13 protein-coding genes are annotated in these 17,949 nt (G+C 58.4%); 4 read left to right on the plus strand and 9 right to left on the minus strand.

All coding sequences use genetic code 11. The features are described from left to right. Positions 1 to 17: 17 nt before the first annotated feature. Entirely contained in the window at positions 18 to 854 is an 837-nt protein-coding gene (gene nudC, locus RYB66_RS06560) for an NAD(+) diphosphatase (protein WP_057403978.1), read from the plus strand. Here the strand turns inward: nudC and RYB66_RS06565 are convergent. The 6 genes from RYB66_RS06565 to RYB66_RS06590 all read right to left on the minus strand — a co-directional run bounded on the left by RYB66_RS06565 (position 822) and on the right by RYB66_RS06590 (position 6,104). Continuing rightward, complete coding sequence (locus RYB66_RS06565; RefSeq protein WP_057404017.1) at positions 822 to 1,601, minus strand: TSUP family transporter; 780 nt, start codon at positions 1,599 to 1,601, stop codon at positions 822 to 824. The two genes, nudC and RYB66_RS06565, sit on opposite strands and share 33 nt — an antisense overlap. A 92-nt stretch (positions 1,602 to 1,693) precedes the next feature. After that, positions 1,694 to 2,842 carry a Gfo/Idh/MocA family protein gene (locus RYB66_RS06570; protein WP_057403977.1) on the minus strand — a complete coding sequence of 383 codons (1,149 nt, stop codon included), beginning with the start codon at positions 2,840 to 2,842 and terminating at the stop codon, positions 1,694 to 1,696. Positions 2,843 to 2,944: 102 nt separating this feature from the next. Further along, positions 2,945 to 3,712, minus strand: a complete 768-nt coding sequence (locus tag RYB66_RS06575) for an SDR family oxidoreductase (RefSeq protein ID WP_005743582.1) — start codon at positions 3,710 to 3,712, stop codon at positions 2,945 to 2,947. 27 nt (positions 3,713 to 3,739) lie between these two features. After that, positions 3,740 to 4,807: a phosphotransferase family protein gene (locus RYB66_RS06580; protein ID WP_316894092.1), complete on the minus strand. Its 1,068-nt coding sequence runs from the start codon at positions 4,805 to 4,807 to the stop codon at positions 3,740 to 3,742. Between the two features lie 213 nt (positions 4,808 to 5,020). Continuing rightward, positions 5,021 to 5,338: an SCP2 sterol-binding domain-containing protein gene (locus RYB66_RS06585; RefSeq protein ID WP_002553652.1), complete on the minus strand. Its 318-nt coding sequence runs from the start codon at positions 5,336 to 5,338 to the stop codon at positions 5,021 to 5,023. A gap of 55 nt (positions 5,339 to 5,393) precedes the next feature. Further along, complete coding sequence (locus RYB66_RS06590) at positions 5,394 to 6,104, minus strand: histidine phosphatase family protein (RefSeq protein WP_057403975.1); 711 nt, start codon at positions 6,102 to 6,104, stop codon at positions 5,394 to 5,396. 205 nt (positions 6,105 to 6,309) lie between these two features. Here RYB66_RS06590 and sohB point away from each other — a divergent pair, with 205 nt between their 5' ends. Continuing rightward, a complete protein-coding gene (sohB, locus tag RYB66_RS06595) occupies positions 6,310 to 7,332 on the plus strand; it encodes a protease SohB (RefSeq protein ID WP_057403974.1) in 1,023 nt (340 codons plus the stop codon). A gap of 508 nt (positions 7,333 to 7,840) precedes the next feature. Here the strand turns inward: sohB and RYB66_RS06600 are convergent. Beyond that, the gene (locus tag RYB66_RS06600; RefSeq protein ID WP_002553657.1) at positions 7,841 to 8,335 is read right to left on the minus strand and encodes a DUF934 domain-containing protein; all 495 of its coding nucleotides are present in this window, start codon (positions 8,333 to 8,335) and stop codon (positions 7,841 to 7,843) included. Continuing rightward, positions 8,319 to 9,977, minus strand: coding sequence for a nitrite/sulfite reductase (locus tag RYB66_RS06605; RefSeq protein WP_002553658.1), 1,659 nt, complete (start codon positions 9,975 to 9,977; stop codon positions 8,319 to 8,321). Before RYB66_RS06605 ends, RYB66_RS06600 begins: the two co-directional genes overlap by 17 nt. 555 nt (positions 9,978 to 10,532) lie before the next feature. Between RYB66_RS06605 and RYB66_RS06610 the strand changes: the two genes are divergently transcribed. After that, positions 10,533 to 11,633 (plus strand): ABC transporter substrate-binding protein, encoded by a 1,101-nt coding sequence (locus RYB66_RS06610; protein WP_057403973.1) that lies wholly within the window; start codon positions 10,533 to 10,535, stop codon positions 11,631 to 11,633. A gap of 12 nt (positions 11,634 to 11,645) precedes the next feature. Here the strand turns inward: RYB66_RS06610 and metH are convergent, their stop codons facing one another. Continuing rightward, positions 11,646 to 15,365 (minus strand): methionine synthase, encoded by a 3,720-nt coding sequence (gene metH, locus RYB66_RS06615; protein ID WP_316894094.1) that lies wholly within the window; start codon positions 15,363 to 15,365, stop codon positions 11,646 to 11,648. Between the two features lie 332 nt (positions 15,366 to 15,697). Between metH and RYB66_RS06620 the strand changes: the two genes are divergently transcribed. Further along, the gene (locus RYB66_RS06620) at positions 15,698 to 17,830 is read left to right on the plus strand and encodes a fatty acid cis/trans isomerase (RefSeq protein WP_316894147.1); all 2,133 of its coding nucleotides are present in this window, start codon (positions 15,698 to 15,700) and stop codon (positions 17,828 to 17,830) included. Positions 17,831 to 17,949 lie beyond the last annotated feature (119 nt).

Below are 17,949 nucleotides of genomic sequence, written 5' to 3' on the forward strand. Positions count from 1 at the left end.
AGCAAAGGAGTTTTTCCATGGCGCACCCGGAGCGTTGGACAACTGCAGTTCTGGATGTCGAGGCCGATGGTGGTTTGGCTGTGGTCCAGAGTGATCAGGGTTTTTTGCTGGATACCAATGGGGCAATGTTCCCCAGAGGCTGGCTGGCGGGGCTGGATTTGCCAGTGCAGAGCGAGCACGGCATCGGCTATTTTGAGGGTGAGTCTGTCTACCTGCTGGTGCTTGAGCGCTCGGTTGCGGTCGAGGGCTGTTCGTGGCAAGGCTTGCGTCAGTTCATGCTGGAAGGCGATTTTGCGGTCTTCCAGATGCTCGGCTACGCCGCGCAAGTCAGTACGTGGGCCAGAGAACATCGCTTTTGCGGAGCCTGCGGTCGTGCGACGGTGCAGATCCGTGGAGAGCGGGCGATGTTCTGCGAGCACGACAACCTGCGTCTGTACCCGCGTATTTCCCCGAGCATGATCGTGCTGGTCACGCGGGGCGATGAAATACTGCTGGCCCGCTCACCACGGTTTGTCACCGGCATGTACAGCGCGCTGGCAGGGTTTGTAGAGCCGGGCGAGTCTGCCGAAGACTGCGTGCACCGCGAAGTGATGGAAGAAGTGCAGGTGCGCATCAAGAACCTGAAATACATGGGCAGCCAGTGCTGGCCGTTTCCGCACTCGATGATGCTTGGCTTCCATGCCGAATATGATAGCGGCGACATAGTGCCCCAGGCGGAAGAAATCGAGGACGCACGCTGGTTTCATGTTGATGACTTGCCGCCGTTACCGGCCAACCGTTCTATCGCCCGCTATCTTATCGAGGCGTATCTGGCCGAGCGCTCAGGCGCCCCCGAACCAGTGCTGCCAGGCTAGGCGCACGGTCAGGCCCAATACCACGGTGATGAACACAGGGCGGATGAATTTGGCACCGCCCTTGATTGCAGTGCCTGCGCCGAAGTAGGCACCCAGCATTACCGCAAGGCCCATGCTCAGGCCGATGATGTAGTCCACCTGGCCGGAAAATATGAATACCGAAAGCGCCACGGCATTGCTGACGAAATTCATGCTGCGTGCCACGCCGCTGGCCTTGACCAGATCCACCGGGTAGAGCAGCAGTGTGCTGACCGTCCAGAAGGCGCCGGTACCGGGCCCGGCAACACCGTCATAGAAGCCCAGCCCCAGCCCTTGTGGCAGTTGCCATTTCTTTTTGATCGGAGCATTGCTATCCAGTGGTGCCTTGGGCGTGCCGCCAAACAGCAAGTACAGCCCGCAACCGAACACAATGACCGGCAACATCTGGTTCAGCCATTCGGCTGGCAGGTAATGAGCAATGATCGCGCCGGCTGCAGCACCCACCGCAGTGCCGACCACTGCGTGTATCCACTGTCTGGGGTGAAACAGTTTGCGGCGATAGAACGTGAAACTGGCGGTTGCCGAACCGAACGTCGAACTGAGCTTGTTGGTGCCCAGCACCAGATGCGGTGGCAGACCGGCTGTCATCAGGGCGGGTGTAGTAAGCAGTCCGCCACCACCGGCGATGGCGTCTATAAAACCCGCGATGAACGCAACGACAGCAAGAATGGCGAGGGTGGTCAGGTCGACGCTGAGTTCAAAAGGCATGGTGGCAAGCGTGCTTATAGGGGAGGCGGGAGGGGGCAGAATGGCTGCCTGAATGTGGCCCATTCTACCCCCTTGCCAAGCGTTGCAGGAAGTCAGATATCGCTGAGCGCGACCCAGCGCTGCTCGGCGGCGGCGAGGCGAATGGCAGTCGCCAGACGCTCGATCTGCCAGGCTTCTTCGAAGTCCGGACCACGGCTGCCCTTGCCGCATACCGCAAGAATGAGTGCCTGTACCTCAAGTGCCTTGAGTTCGTTGTAACCCAGCTGATGGCCCGGTGCCGGGCAGAATGCCGCGTAACCGGGTTGCGCAGGGCCTGCCAGAAGACGTTGAAAACCATCGCGCCCAGCTGCGCCAGTGCGGTAAATGCGCAGTTCGTTAAGGCGTTCCTGATCGAATGCCAGTGTGCCCTTGGTGCCGCTGATTTCGAAACTCAGGTGGTTTTTGTAGCCGTGTTTCAGCCAACTGCTACTGAAGGTTCCGCGCGCACCGTTGGCAAAACGCAGCAGTGCGTGGGTCTGGTCATCCACTGCGATGCTGCGCATTTCCTGGCTTCCGTTACTCGCAGGGCGTTGGCGGTGTACGGTGCTGGAGTCAGCGCAGACCGCTTCGACATCGCCCAGCAAATGGCGAGCCATCGCCAGCAAGTGGCTGCCCAGATCAGCCAGCGCGCCGCCCGCATGCGCCGCTTCGCAACGCCACGACCAAGGGGACGACGGGTTGCCCATGAAGTCCTCGCAGAACTCACCCTGAAAACTGACGATATCGCCCAGTTCGCCCGCGTCGATCATTTCCCTGGCAAGGCCGATCATAGGGTTGTGCTGGTAGTTGTAGCCAACCTGAGTAACAACCCCGGCGGCCTTGGCGCTACGGCGCATGTCGTCGGCTTGGGCGAGGCTCACCGCCAGCGGTTTTTCGCAATACACTGCCTTGCCTGCGGCGATGGCGGCCATGGCCATGGGGAAATGCAGGTGATTGGGCGTTGTGATCGCCACGATCTGCACCTGCGGATCACTGATCAGGTTCTGCCAGTCAGCGTGGCTGTGATCGAAGCCCCAGGCGCTAGCGCACTGCTCGGCCCTGACGCTGTCCGCATCCGCCAGGGCGGTCAGCCGAATGCGTGCCGGCAGATCAAGGGCGGCATTGGCATTGCCGAAGGCCAGGGCGTGGGCACGGCCCATGAAACCGGTGCCGATCAGCCCGATGCCCAGTTGCGCCAGCGACGTAGAAGGGTTTTCCCGCATGACATTCTCCAGAGAGGATTGTTGTTATGCGGAAAATATATTCCATAAATATAAAATATGGAAAATTAATTCATTTTTCAGCGTGGCAGTCAGTTCCAGACATCAGGATAAAAATCCGCCGTCGACATTAAGTGCAACGCCGGTGGTGTAGCTGGATGCTGCGCTCGCCAGATACAAGACCGCGCCAGCCATTTCGCTGGGCGCTGCGACGCGTTTCAGCGGAATCTGCGCCAGGGCCATGTTGAGAATCGCATCGTTCTTGACCAGCGCCGATGCAAATCGGGTATCTGTGAGGCCGGGCAGCAAAGCGTTGCAGCGAATTCCGAACTCGGCGCATTCCTTGGCGAACACCTTGGTCATGTTGACCACCGCCGCTTTGGTCATTGAATAGACACCTTGATAGGCACCCGGCGACACCGCATTGATGGATGCAACATTGATAATGCTGCCACCGCCGCCTTCGCGCATCAGCTTGCCGGCTTCCACCGACATGAAGAAATAGCCGCGAATGTTAACGTCGATGGTCTTTTGAAACGCGCTGAGGTCGGTGTCCAGCACATTGCAGAATTGCGGGTTGGTGGCTGCGTTGTTGACCAGTATATCCAGGCGCCCGAATTGCTCGCGAATCTGGGCGAAAACGCTGGTTATCTGCTCCATCTCGCCAATATGGCAGGCAATGGCTGTGGCCTTGCCGCCCTCGCTGATGATGGCGTCGGCAACCGCCTGACACCCGTCGAGCTTGCGGCTCGACACAACAACGTGCGCGCCCTGTTGAGCGAGCAGCCTGGCAATGGCTTCACCGATTCCCCGGCTCGCACCTGAAACAAAAGCAACCTTGCCATCAAGGTCGAAAAGCTGGGTTCTGGACATGTCGTTTCCTTGTCTTGGCGTTGGCGGTCAAAGGCTGGATTTGGTGATTACATTCAGGCTCATCTGCTCCAGTAGCCTGTTCATGTCAATGAACCGGGCAAAGCGTTTGTCCTGAGTCTGTCCATGGAAAAAACGGTAGTAAATCTGTTGCACGATACCGGCCAGACGAAACAGGCCGTAGGTGTAGTAGAAGTCGAAATTGTCGATACGGATGCCCGAACGTTCGGCGTAATAGTCGACGAACGCCTGGCGCGTCAGCATGCCGGGGGCATTGCTCGGCTGGCGACGTGTCAACTGAACCGGCAGCGGGTCGTCAGCCTGGACCCAGTAGGCGAGGGTATTGCCCAGGTCCATCAGCGGATCACCGAGCGTGGTCAGTTCCCAGTCCAGCACGCCGATGATGTTCATCGGGTTATCCGGATCGAGGATCACATTGTCGAAGCGGTAGTCGTTATGCACGATGCTGGAGGTGGGCGAGTCGGCGGGCATTTTGTCTGCCAGCCACGCCTGGACCTGCTCCCATGCCGGGGCGTCCGGGGTTCGCGCTTTTTCATAACGCTCCGACCAGCCCGAAATCTGCCGTTGCACGTAACCCTGGGGTTTGCCCAGATCACCCAGGCCGCACGCTTGGTAATCAACGCGGTGCAAGTCCACCAGTTTGTTGATGAAGCTCTTGCACAGGTCTTCAGTCTGTCGTGCATCCAGCGCCAATTCGGGCGGCAGGTCAGAGCGCAGGATGATCCCCTTGACGCGCTGCATCACGTAAAACTCCGAGCCGATCACCGACTCATCCGTGCAGTGCAGGTACGCTTGCGGGCAATAGGGGAAGGCATTCCTGAGCTGATTGAGAATGCGGTACTCACGACCCATGTCATGTGCCGATCGCGCCTTGTGTCCGAACGGCGGGCGCCGCAGCACCAACTCGCGCTCTGGGTACTGAATCAGGTAGGTCAGGTTCGATGCGCCTCCGGGGAACTGACTGATCGCCGGGGTGCCATGCAGATCCGTCAGATGCGCCTTCAGGTACGGATCTATCAGGGAGGAGTCCAGTTCTTCGCCGCTGCGAATCCCGGTGGGCTGGTCAGTCAGTGCCATACGTATACCTTGTGTTTATTATGGTCAGCTCAAACTATTGACTAATCTAATGATCGTCTGAACCACGAGCAAGCTCGCGGCAGCGTTATAGACTAGCGTGTTGCCGGGCAATCAGCGGCTCTGATTGCTGCTTTGTACAGAGCGGCACAGACAAAAAAACCGAAGCCGGCGGGGCTTCGGTTTTTTGGGTGCAGCTTGCAAAGCGTCAGGTGTTTAAACCGGGAACAGTTCGCTGAGCTTCATGGCCAGCATCATGTCGCCTTCGGCGCGCAGCTTGCCGCCCATGAATGCCTGCATGCCATCGGTCTCGCCGCTGACAATGCCCTTGAGGGTTTCGCTGTCCATGACCAGGGTCACGTTGGCGTCCGGGTTTTCGCCTTCCTGCAATTCGCAGGTGCTGTCCTTGACGATCAGGGCGTAGTGCTTGTCTTCGTCGGTAATATGGAAACCGAAGACCAGGTCCAGACCGGCAGCAGCAGCCGGGTTGAACTTGTTCTTCATGGTTTGTACGGCGTCTGCTACTGAGGTCATGTCTTGATCCTTTTGTGGTGAGTACTTGCGTCCGCAAGGACGCGATTGGCCGGGCTCAGCGATAGGTAATGAGCGCCGGCGTCTTCAGCAGTTGCAAGTGTGTGTAACCGTTGAAGGAAGCCAGGGTAACGTCGTTGCCTTTGAATTTGAGCTGATGCAGCGAAGTGTTGACGATATGCCAGTGCAGCTCCAGTGCCTTTGCTGCAGGCATTCCGGTAACGAGGTGGAGCAGGGCAGTAATGGTGCCGCCGGAGGTGAACACGGCAATACGCTCATGCGGACCTGCGTCCTGAAGAACTCTGTCCAGGCCTGCCTTGACGCGGTCTACGAAACCTTGCCAGCTTTGCAGCCCCGGTGTGTCGTGCTCGCCACTCAGCCAGCGTTTGGTAATCAGGTTGAACAACCGATGAAACCCTGCGGGGTTGCCGGCGACGTCGCGCAGAATATCCAGTGCTTGCGGTTCATCGACAAGCATCGCCGGTATCAGCGCCCTGATCACGCCTTCAGCGTCGAATTCATCGAAGGCGCTGTCGAGCTGTACGGGAGGCGTTTCAATACCTGCTTCTGTGTACTGGCCCAGCACATGCTGTGCCGTGTCTTTCTGGCGCAGGAGCTCACCCGATACACACCGGTCAAAGGTCATGCCCGACTGCGCGAGGTGAGCCCCCAGCACTTGTGACTGACGAATGCCCATGGGCGACAGGACGTCGTAATTGTCTGCACCAAATGAGGCCTGGCCATGTCGTATCAGATAGATGCTGCCCACGTCCGTGTTGTCTCGGTACGTTGAAGGTGGGTCGAGGTTATGAGGGATGCCGGGCGACTGTCAATGAAAAAACATACGCTCGTTTGAAATCATCGTTTTAATGGTTTGTAACGGCTCGATAGCTGGTGCGTCGCACGGGGCGTCGGTATGCTGCATTCATTGGGGCCCTTGATTGGTAAGGGCCTGACGCAAATGAGGGATATTCGTGGATTTCGTTGTCGATTACGCAAGTTTTCTGGCCAAAACCGTGACGCTGGTGATCGCCATCGTGGTGGTGCTGGTTGCCATTGCGTCCATGCGTGGCAAGGGGCGTCGCAAAACGGCCGGGCAACTGCAGGTCACCCGGCTCAATGATTTCTATAAAGGCCTGCGTGAGCGGCTCGAGCAATCCTTGCTCGACAAAGAGCGCCTCAAGACGCTGCGCAAGGAGCAGGGCAAGGCCCTGAAAAAAGAAAAAAAGCAGGCCGAGCCAAAATCCCGTGTCTATGTGCTGGATTTCGACGGTGACATCAAGGCCTCGGCTACTGAAAGCATGCGTCATGAAATTACCGCTCTGCTGACGCTGGCCACCGACAAGGACGAAGTGGTCCTGCGTCTGGAAAGCGGTGGCGGCATGGTGCACAGCTATGGTCTGGCGTCCTCGCAACTGGCACGCATTCGGCAGGCCGGTATTCCACTGACCGTATGCATCGACAACGTTGCGGCCAGTGGCGGGTACATGATGGCCTGCATCGGCAACAAGATCATCAGCGCACCCTTCGCCATCCTCGGGTCCATCGGCGTCGTGGCGCAGTTGCCGAACGTCAATCGCTTGCTGAAGAAGCACGACATCGATTTTGAAGTGCTGACCGCAGGCGAATACAAACGCACCCTGACGGTGTTTGGCGAAAACACCGAGAAGGGTCGCGAGAAATTCCAGCAGGACCTGGACATCACCCACGACCTGTTCAAGAACTTCGTTTCCAGCTACCGCCCGCAGTTGTCCATCGACGAAGTGGCGACGGGTGAGGTATGGCTGGGCATGGCAGCGGTCGACAAACTGCTGGTCGACGAACTCAAGACCAGCGACGAGTACCTGGCCGAGCGCGCCAAGGATGCAGACGTGTTCCACCTGCACTACGTGCAACGCAAGAGCCTGCAAGAGCGCATGGGCATGGCTGCAGCCACCTCGGCGGATCAACTGGCCACAAAGTGGTGGGGACGTTTGACTCAGCAGCGGTTCTGGTAGGCATTGTTTAAGGGGGTAACGACTTGCGCCAATGCTCCGGTGCGAGCGATAACCTCAACTATCGTGCGGCGCTCTGCGTCGCACATCAAGATCGGACGCAGAGCGTCCAGAGCCGCGTTTCCACGCTGGAGCGTGCGGAACGATAATCTCCAACTATCGTGCGACGCTCCGCGTCGTCACGCTGTCTCGTGACGCTCTGCGTCACAATTGGGCTGCCGCGCAACGTCATGCCTTGCCCGTAATCACGGCACATAAACCAAAGCGCTTTTTATCACGATGGCACTGGCGACGCAGAGTGCGACGTTAGTGACAGGGTGCCTGATCTCGCAGGACGACCATGTGACGCAGAGCGTCACGAAAGACATTACCACTCGGGGCGTGGGAACGATAATCTGAGCCGAACGCCAATCACCTGACACCACAGAACCACGAACTGCATGCCTACGCGGAGCGCAGGCACGATAGTCATCTCAAGTGAGCGAAGGGACGATGGAGCAGGTCGCCTGAATCAGCGGCGCCGGAACAGCGGTAGCGGCTCGTCGGTTGCAGCCTGATAGGTCACCGAAAAGTCCTTGAGGCCTTCCAGCGCCTCGTACGGGTCCTTGTCGGCACGCACTGCAAAGGCGTCGAAGCCACAGCGGCGCATGTAGAACAACTGATCGCGCAACACGTCGCCGATGGCACGCAATTCGCCCTTGTAGCCAAAGCGATCACGCAACAGGCGGGCGTTCGAGAAGCTACGACCGTCAGTGAAAGCCGGAAAGTTCAGGGCGATGACCTGAAACTGGTCCACATCTGCGCCAATCTCTTCGGCTTCTTCATCACTGTCCAGCCATACGCCCAAACCGCCATCGCGTGCCTTCAATGCATGCGCGTGTTCGCGCCACAGTGCCAATGGCACGATCAGGTCGTCGCAGTTCGACAGGCTGTCAAAGGTGGTTTCCTTCGGCAGCAAGTGCCAGGTTTCATCAATGACTTCGTTGTTCTTAATGATTCGCTGCATAGACGCGCTCCTTGAAAGGGTCAATGCCAATACGTTGGTAGGTGTCGATAAAGCGCTCGTCTTCGGTACGTTTTTCAACGTAGACGTCGATCAGCTTCTCGATCACGTCCGGCATCGCCTCCTGGGCAAAGGAAGGGCCGAGGATCTTGCCGAGGCTCGCATCACGGCTGGCACTGCCGCCGAGTGAGACCTGATAAAACTCTTCACCTTTCTTGTCCACGCCCAGCACGCCGATATGGCCGACGTGGTGGTGGCCGCAAGCATTCATGCAGCCGGAAATATTCAGGTCCAGCTCGCCGATATCGAACAGGTAGTCCAGATCGTCGAAGCGGCGCTGGATGGATTCTGCAATCGGAATCGACTTGGCGTTGGCCAGCGAGCAGAAATCACCGCCAGGGCAGCAGATGATGTCGGTCAGAAGACCAATGTTCGGTGTGGCAAAACCATTGTCGCGCAGCTCGTTCCACAGGGTGAACAGCTCGGCCTGCTCGACGTCGGCCAGGATGATGTTCTGCTCGTGGGAAGTGCGCAGTTGACCAAAGCTGTAGCGATCAGCCAGATCGGCGATGGCGTCCAGCTGCTTGTCGGTCACGTCGCCCGGCGCAACGCCGGTGGGCTTGAGCGACAGGGTCACAGCAATGTAGCCAGGCTTTTTGTGGGCCAGCACATTGCGTTGACGCCAGCGAGCGAAACCTGGGTGTTGAGCGTCCAGTGCTGCCAGTTCGGCGTGCTGGTCGCTGAGAGCCTTGTATTGCGGGTCGACGAAGTGCCGGGAAACGCGCTGCACTTCGGCTTCGGTCAGGGTGGTCTGGCCACCACGCAAGTGCGCCATTTCGGCGTCGACCTTGGCGGCGAACACCTCAGGCGTCAGTGCCTTGACCAGAATCTTGATCCGCGCCTTGTACTTGTTATCGCGACGGCCATAACGGTTGTAGACCCGCAGAATGGCGTCGAGGTAACTCAGCAGGTCCTGCCACGGCAGGAACTCGTTGATGAAGGCACCTACAACCGGCGTACGGCCAAGGCCGCCACCCACCAGGACACGAAAGCCCAGCTCGCCGGCTTCGTTGCGCAACGGTTCAAGACCGATGTCATGTACTTCGATGGCGGCGCGATCACTGGTCGAACCGTTGATTGCGATCTTGAACTTGCGCGGCAGGTAGGCAAACTCCGGGTGGAACGTGGTCCACTGACGGACGATTTCGCACCATGGGCGTGGGTCCACCAGCTCGTCTGCAGCAACACCGGCAAACTGGTCGGTGGTCACGTTGCGCAGGCAGTTGCCGCTGGTCTGGATCGCGTGCATCTGCACGGTCGCCAGTTCAGCGAGAATATCCGGTACATCTTCAAGCGCAGGCCAGTTGAACTGTACGTTCTGGCGAGTACTGATGTGCGCGTAGCCCTTGTCGTAGTCACGGGCAATTTTGGCCATCATGCGCGCCTGACGCGAGGTCAGCTGGCCGTATGGAACCGCCACACGCAACATCGGCGCAAAGCGCTGCACATAAAGACCGTTTTGCAGGCGCAACGGTCGAAACTCTTCTTCGCTCAGTTCCCCGGCAAGGTAGCGTCGGGTCTGATCCCGGAACTGCTTTACGCGGTCCTCGATGATCTTCTGATCGTAATCGTCGTATACGTACATATAGGTCCTGTTCTCAGGCTTCGTCATGAAGCAGGGCAGTTGCGTCAGTCCGGGCACACGCCCGTCACTTGCGGTAGCCTGCTTCATCTGGTCAATTCTGCGCGCACGGCCGCGCACTCCGTCGGGAGCGAAGGCGACGATAGCAGCTTGCAGATATCGATAAAAGTGATGTTTATATATATGCAAATCACTAAAAGCGATAAGCAAAAAGGCGTTCGGTCATATCCCTGCTTGCCGTGTGGGCAAGACTCGACTTAACTGTGAATTGACCGATGCCGAATGAGTGTCGTAACCCTTCCTTTCATATGCAATCACCCATAAGACCGACAAGAGGCGATGCGATGAGCAAGCACCCGAAAGTAACCAAGCCGGGCAGATCCGTGGACACCTGGGCCATTCTATTCATTGTCGTACTGGCCGTGGGCGCCGCGATGTTCTGGGCCAGCAGCCAGTGACAGGCTGAACAAAGAATTTGCCGGAGTCTCCAGAACCTTGCTGTAGCAGCCGATAACTCGCGTGTAGCGATAAATTCCTGCTACCTCAAGGTTCGTTGATATGAAGGCGCTATTTGTTGGCTGGCTAATGCTATTCGGCTTTTGGTGGGCCGGATCCGCATGTGCCGCCTCGGTGGTATTTCTGAGTCCCGGTACAGAAACCGATGGCTATTGGCAGAGCCATGCCCGGGTGATGCAGACGGCCGCCGATACCACCGGTATGTCACTCAAAATTCTCTATACCGATCGCGACACCCGCAAGTTGCTGGCCATGGCGCGCGATACGCTGCAAGGGTATGTGCGTCCGGACTACCTGATGTTTTCCAATGAGTTGAATGTCGCCCCTGAAATCCTGCGTATGTCTACAGGCAGCGGGGTCAAGCTGTTCGCCGTCAACAATACACTGACGGCGGATCAGATTCGTATTCTGGGTGATCTGCCGTCGCGCTATCCGGATTTCATTGGCAGCCTGGTCGGCAACGACGAGCAGGGTGGTTATCTGACGGCGAAAAGGCTTATCAGCCTTGCTCACCCGGTCATGGACGGGCAGGAGGTTGAAATGCTCGCGTTCTCGGGCACCAACACCACGCCTGTGTCCCTGTTGCGTGAAAAAGGCATGCTGCGCGCCTTGTCAGAGCACCCGGAGGTGCATTTGCGGCAAATTGCGCTGGGAGGATGGCGTCGGGATCGCGCACTCGAGCAGGCGCGCGTGTTGTTCAAACGCTACCCGCAGACACGCCTGGTATGGGCTGCCAATGAGCAAATGGCGTTCGGTGCGATGGATGCATTGCGGGAAAAAGGCGGTAAACCGGGTGAAGATGTGTTGTTCAGTGCCATTAATGGCACCTCGCTTTCATTGCAGGCCCAGCTCAATGGCAACCTGAGCGTGGTTGCTACCGGGCATTTCACCCTGGGCGGATGGGCAATCATCCTGTTGCACCGCTATGACACTGCCCAGCGGCAAGCCCGGCAACAGGTCGGCGCGCGCACTATCGATGTACTGCACCTGGTCGAGCCGAAGGACACGCAGCGCTTTCTGAACGCAACCCGCGAGGAGCGCTACCGGCTTGATATTCAGGCATTCAACGTGGGGGCTTTTGGCGCGGACTCACCGTTTTCCCTGAAAAACATGTTGCCGCCTGATCGCCCAGGCGGCAAGTAGCCGGGTCAGTGCTTACTCGTCATAACCCAGGTTCGGTGCCAGCCAGCGCTCGGTGACGCTCAGGTCCTGGCCTTTGCGGGCGGTGTAGCTTTCGACCTGATCCTTATCCACCTTGCCTACCGCAAAGTACTGCGCCTGAGGATGGGCAAAATACCAGCCGCTGACGGCCGCAGCCGGGAACATTGCGTAGTGCTCGGTCAGGAACACGCCGCTTTTGCCGGGCGTATGTTCGGGTGTGCCTTCCGGCAGTGGATCGAGCAGGGCGAACAGGGTGCCTTTTTCGGTGTGATCCGGGCAGGCCGGGTAGCCGGGAGCCGGACGAATGCCCATGTATTGCTCCTTGATCAACGCCTCGTTGTCCAGCGCCTCGTCTTTCGCGTAACCCCAGTATTCCTTGCGCACCTGCTGGTGCAGCCATTCGGCACAGGCCTCGGCCAGACGGTCGGCGAGCGCCTTGACCATGATCGAGTTGTAGTCGTCGCCCTTGTCCTGATACGCCTTGGCAACTTCTTCGGCACCAATGCCGGCTGTGGTGATGAAGCCACCGATGTAGTCGGTCAGGCCACTGTCTTTCGGCGCGACGAAGTCGGCCAGCGAGAAATTCGGCTTGCCGTCAGGCTTTATGGTCTGTTGGCGCAGGTGATGCAGCTTCGCCAGCGGCTTGCCGTCGTCGCCATAGACTTCCAGATCATCATCGTTGACCTGATTGGCTGGCCAGAAGCCGAATACTGCACGAGCGCTGATCAGTTTCTCGTCGATCAGCTTGCGCAGCATCTGGGTGGCGTCCGCATACAGCGCGGTGGCCGCTTCACCGACCACTTCGTCGGTCAGGATGCGCGGGTATTTACCGGCCAGATCCCAGGAGATGAAGAACGGTGTCCAGTCGATGTATTCGGCCAGCACGTTAAGGTCGATATCCTGCAGAACCCGGGTGCCGGTGAAGGTCGGTTGGGCAGGGGTGTAGTTTTCCCAGTCGAACTGCGGCTTCTTCGCCACCGCCGCGCCATAGCTCAAACGCTCGGTGCGCGCACTGCGTGCCGAGGTACGCTCACGTACTTCGACGTATTCCAGGCGGGTCTTTTCGATGAAGGCCGGTTTCAGTTCTTTCGACAGTAACTGGGTCGCCACGCCCACTGCACGTGAAGCGTCGGTGACGTAGATGACTGCATCATTGCTGTATTTAGGCTCGATCTTGACCGCAGTGTGGGCTTTGGAGGTGGTCGCGCCACCGATCATCAAGGGCAGATGGAAGTCCTGGCGCTGCATTTCCCGGGCAACATGGACCATTTCGTCCAGCGATGGGGTGATCAGGCCTGACAGACCAATGATGTCGCACTTTTCGTCGCGCGCCACCTGAAGGATTTTCTCGGCAGGCACCATCACCCCGAGATCGACGATGTCGTAACCGTTACAGCCCAGCACCACGCCAACGATGTTCTTGCCAATGTCATGGACGTCGCCCTTGACCGTGGCCATGAGGATCTTGCCCTTGGCTTCGGGCTTGTCGCCTTTTTCCAGCTCGATGAACGGGATCAGGTGCGCGACTGCCTGTTTCATGACCCGTGCGGACTTCACCACCTGAGGCAGGAACATCTTGCCTGCGCCAAACAGGTCACCGACCACGTTCATGCCCGCCATCAATGGGCCTTCAATCACTTCGATGGGGCGGGTGAATGCCAGACGCGACTCTTCGGTGTCCTGCACGATATGAGTGGTGATGCCCTTGACCAGCGCATGCTCCAGCCGTTGATTGACCGGCCAGCTGCGCCATTCCTCGGTTTCCGCTTCCTTGACGCTGCCATCACCCTTGAACTTGTCGGCAATTGCCAGCAGTGCGTCGGTGCCTTCGGCGTTACGGTTGAGCACCACGTCTTCGACGCAGTCACGCAGTTCAGCAGGGATCTGGTCGTAGATTTCCAGCTGGCCGGCGTTGACGATGCCCATGCTCAGGCCATTGCGGATCGCATGCAGCAGAAACACCGAGTGGATCGCTTCACGCACCGGATTGTTGCCACGGAACGAGAACGACACGTTGGACACGCCACCCGAGGTCAGCGCATACGGCAACTCGTCACGGATGTAGGCGCAGGCGTTGATGAAGTCCACGGCATAGTTGTTGTGTTCTTCGATACCGGTGGCGATGGCGAAGATGTTCGGGTCGAAGATAATGTCTTCCGGCGGGAAGCCCACTTCGTTGACCAGAATGTCGTAGGAGCGCTTGCAGATTTCCTTCTTGCGCGCCTCGGTGTCGGCCTGCCCCTGTTCATCGAAGGCCATGACCACCACGGCTGCCCCATAGCGCTTGCACAGGCGGGCGTGATGAATGAACTGCTCGACGCCTTCCTTCATGCTGATGGAGTTGACGATGCCCTTGCCCTGGATGCATTTGAGGCCGGCCTCGATCACTTCCCACTTGGACGAGTCGATCATGATCGGTACGCGGGAAATGTCCGGCTCGCCTGCGATCAGGTTGAGGAAGGTCACCATGGCCTTCTTCGAGTCGAGCATCCCTTCGTCCATGTTGATATCGATCACCTGGGCACCGGCCTCGACCTGCTGCAGGGCGACCTCCAGCGCTTCGGTGTAATTGTCTTCACGGATCAGGCGGGCGAAGCGGGCAGAGCCGGTGATGTTGGTACGCTCGCCGACGTTGACGAACAGCGACTGGCGATCGATGGTGAAAGGCTCAAGGCCCGACAGACGGCAGGCCTTTGGAATGTCCGGAATTTCGCGTGGCGCATAGCCCGAGACTGCCTCGGCAATCGCCTTGATGTGCGCCGGGGTGGTGCCGCAGCAGCCGCCGACAATGTTCAGGAAACCGCTCTGGGCGAACTCTTCGATGATCTTCGCCGTCTGGCTCGGCAGTTCGTCGTATTCGCCAAAGGCGTTGGGCAGACCGGCGTTGGGGTGCGCAGATACATGGGTGTTGGCCTTGTTGGCCAGCTCTTGCAGGTAAGGGCGCAGCTCGCTGGCACCCAGCGCGCAGTTCAGACCGACCGAGATAGGTTTGGCGTGGCTGATCGAGTTCCAGAAGGCTTCTGTGGTCTGTCCCGACAGGGTACGTCCCGAAGCGTCGGTGATAGTCCCGGAAATCATGATCGGCAGTTCAAAACCCACTTCTTCGAACACGCCCTGCACGGCAAAGATCGCCGCCTTGGCGTTAAGTGTGTCGAAAATGGTTTCGATCAGGATCAGGTCGGCACCGCCCTCGATCAGCCCCTTGGTGGCTTCGCTGTAGTTCTCGACCAACTCGTCGAACGTGACGTTGCGATAGCCAGGGTTGTTGACGTCCGGCGACAGCGAGCAGGTGCGACTGGTAGGGCCCAGCACGCCCGCCACGAAGCGCGGCTTGTCCGGCGTTTCAAGGGTTTTGGTGTCTGCGACCTTGCGTGCCAGGCGCGCGCCTTCCACGTTCAGCTCGTAGACGATCGACTCCATGCCATAGTCGGCCTGGGAGACCTGAGTGGCGTTGAAGGTATTGGTTTCGAGAATGTCGGCACCGGCATCCAGATAAGCCTTCTCAATGGCGCCGATCACGTCAGGCCGGGTCAGGATCAACAGGTCGTTGTTGCCCTTGACATCGCTTGGCCAATCGGCGAAACGCTTGCCCCGATAGTCCTGCTCTTCAAGCCTGTAGCTCTGAATCATGGTGCCCATGCCGCCATCGAGGATCAGAATCCTCTGTTTCAGAGCAGTGAGAAAGGCTTGATGGCGGGCGCTGCGGTCAGACATGGGGGCTACCTTGAGAAGGTCGATACTTTAAAGGACGGGATGATAGCAAACCGGAACGGTTTTGGTGGTGCTGCGGCTTTTGCATGAAAATCATTCATGTTGGAGGCAATGACGGCCTAGTAGAATTGTGCCATTTTTAATGACAGAGCCTACGGGATATGCCGCACCGTTTGTTGGCAAGCATCGCCTTGCTTTTTATCTGCTGTGCTGCACAGGCCCAGACACCCTCATCCACACCCGCAAGCCCGGCTATTTCCTACGTAAAGGATATTCAGCCGATCCTTACCGAGAAATGCGTTGCCTGCCATGCCTGCAACGACGCTCCCTGCCAGTTGAACCTGGGCAGCGGGGAAGGCGTGAGCCGTGGTGCCAGCAAGATCCCGGTTTACCAGGGCGAGCGCAGTGAGGCGGTAGCGCCGACCCGACTGTTTTATGATGCGCGTGATACCGAGGCGTGGCGCGGCAAGGGTTTTTACTCTGTGCTGGAGGCCCAGGGCAGTCAGGCAGCCCTGATGGCGCGCATGCTCGATCTGGGGCGCAGCGCGCCTTTGCCAGCCAACAGCAAAATTCCGGACGAGATCGCACTGGGCATCAATCGCGAAAATGTCTGCCCGCTGCCCGGCGAATTCAACGCCTATGCCGCAGCTCATGCGCAACAAGGCATGCCACTGGCGGTGGCTGGCCTGACCGATGCCGAATACCAGACGCTGCAGCGCTGGCTGGCTGCCGGTGCCCCGGTCGAGCAGCAGGGCATTACCCCGAGTGTCACGGAAACGGCGCAGATCAATGCCTGGGAGGCGCAGCTCAACGAGCCTGGCGCGAATCAGGCGCTGGTCGGTCGCTGGCTGTTTGAGCACCTGTTTCTGGCACACATCTATTTCGAGGGCGGCGAAGCGGGGCACTTCTTTCAGTGGGTGCGCTCGCGAACCCCAAGCGGCAAGCCTGTGGACCTGATCGCTACTCGTCGCCCCGACGATGATCCGGGCAGTGACTTCTATTATCGATTGATCCCTGTGCAGGGCGTGATCGTTCACAAGACCCACATTACCTATGCCATGAGCCCGCAGAAACTGACGCGGGTCAGGCAGTTGTTCTATGGTAACGACTGGAAGGTCAACGCACTGCCTGGCTATGGCCCTGGCCATCGGGCCAATCCGTTTCTGACCTTTGAAGCCATTCCGGCAGCGTCGCGCTATCAGTTCATGCTCGACAATGCCGAGTATTTCGTCCGCACCTTCATTCGCGGACCGGTTTGTCGCGGGCAAATCGCGACCGATGTGATTCGCGATCAGTTCTGGGTGCTGTTTCAGGACCCTGCGCACGACCACTACATCACCGATGCGGCTTATCGCGGGCAGGCCACGCCTTTACTGGCCATGCCGGGGCAGAACGATGATGTCGGCAGCGTGCTCAGCCTGTGGCTGTCGTACCGGGACCGGCGTAATCAATATGAAGACATGCGCCGCGACAGTTACGCGAAAATGCCGGCACCGGGGTGGAGCACGCTGTGGGCTGGCAACGACAATGCCTTGCTGACCGTTTTCCGTCATTTCGACAGCGCTTCGGTCAATAAAGGCCTGATTGGCGACGTGCCGCACTCCATGTGGTTGTTCGACTTCCCGTTGCTGGAGCGTACCTATTACCAGTTGGCGGTGAACTTCGATGTCTATGGCAATGTTTCACATCAGGCACAGACCCGGCTGTATTTCGATTTGATCCGCAACGGTGCCGAAATCAACTTCCTGCGCCTGATGCCCGCCGATCGCCGGGAAGACATACTCAGCGATCTTTATCAGGATGGCGGCAAGATCAAGATGTGGATGGATTACCAGAAGATCGATGACGATACGCCAACCGGTATCAAACTCGATGAAAAGGCCCCGCAGCGCGACTTTGCGTTCAAGCTGATCGAGCGTTCCGGCAGCCTCAATGCCGCGCCTGATCCAATCAACCGCTGTAGCGGGGCGTATTGTTCTCGGCCGAACCTCGACAGCAGTTTTGCCCAGGCGGAACAGGCACTGAGCCGTTTGACCTCACGCCCGGCGGCGGGCCTGAAAGTCATCGATCAATTGCCGGAAGCAAGCATGCTGCGCATCGAGGGCAGCGACGGCAAACGCATGATCTACAGCATGCTGCGCAACCGTGCGCACAGTAACGTCGCGTTTCTGCTGGGCGAGTCTTATCGCTATATACCGGGGCTGGACACACTGACCGTCTACCCGGGCGTGCTCAGCAGTTATCCGAATTTCATCTTCAATATTCCGGTCGCACAGGTGCCGGCCTTTGTCGATGCCATGCAGCAGAGCAAGGATCAGGCGAGTTTCGAACAAATCGTCCAACGTTGGGGCATCCGTCGTACTCATCCACTGTTCTGGAGTTACTTCCACGATCTGAATCGCTACGTTCAGGAAACTGAACCACGCGAAGCGGGTGTGCTGGACATGAATCGCTACGAGAGCCTCTGAAAAACCGGGGCTTCACGCCGCAGGCCCTTGTGCAACATGGCCTGCGGCCATCTTTACTTCCTGAACGAAATGTATCTCGCGCGATCTTTTTTCCAAAAAGGGGGTCCGAAATGGTGCGC

It is taken from the genome of Pseudomonas syringae group sp. 243L2 (genome assembly GCF_032587875.1).
Taxonomy (GTDB): domain Bacteria; phylum Pseudomonadota; class Gammaproteobacteria; order Pseudomonadales; family Pseudomonadaceae; genus Aquipseudomonas; species Aquipseudomonas amygdali.

Coding starts and splice junctions, on each gene's coding strand:
- nudC (WP_057403978.1), top strand. CDS start 18: ATGGCGCACCCGGAGCGTTGGACAACTGCAGTTCTGGATGTCGAGGCC.
- metH (WP_316894094.1), bottom strand. CDS start 15,365: ATGTCTGACCGCAGCGCCCGCCATCAAGCCTTTCTCACTGCTCTGAAA.
- RYB66_RS06575 (WP_005743582.1), bottom strand. CDS start 3,712: ATGTCCAGAACCCAGCTTTTCGACCTTGATGGCAAGGTTGCTTTTGTT.
- RYB66_RS06580 (WP_316894092.1), bottom strand. CDS start 4,807: ATGGCACTGACTGACCAGCCCACCGGGATTCGCAGCGGCGAAGAACTG.
- RYB66_RS06605 (WP_002553658.1), bottom strand. CDS start 9,977: ATGTACGTATACGACGATTACGATCAGAAGATCATCGAGGACCGCGTA.
- RYB66_RS06585 (WP_002553652.1), bottom strand. CDS start 5,338: ATGACCTCAGTAGCAGACGCCGTACAAACCATGAAGAACAAGTTCAAC.
- RYB66_RS06565 (WP_057404017.1), bottom strand. CDS start 1,601: ATGCCTTTTGAACTCAGCGTCGACCTGACCACCCTCGCCATTCTTGCT.
- RYB66_RS06600 (WP_002553657.1), bottom strand. CDS start 8,335: ATGCAGCGAATCATTAAGAACAACGAAGTCATTGATGAAACCTGGCAC.
- RYB66_RS06570 (WP_057403977.1), bottom strand. CDS start 2,842: ATGCGGGAAAACCCTTCTACGTCGCTGGCGCAACTGGGCATCGGGCTG.
- RYB66_RS06610 (WP_057403973.1), top strand. CDS start 10,533: ATGAAGGCGCTATTTGTTGGCTGGCTAATGCTATTCGGCTTTTGGTGG.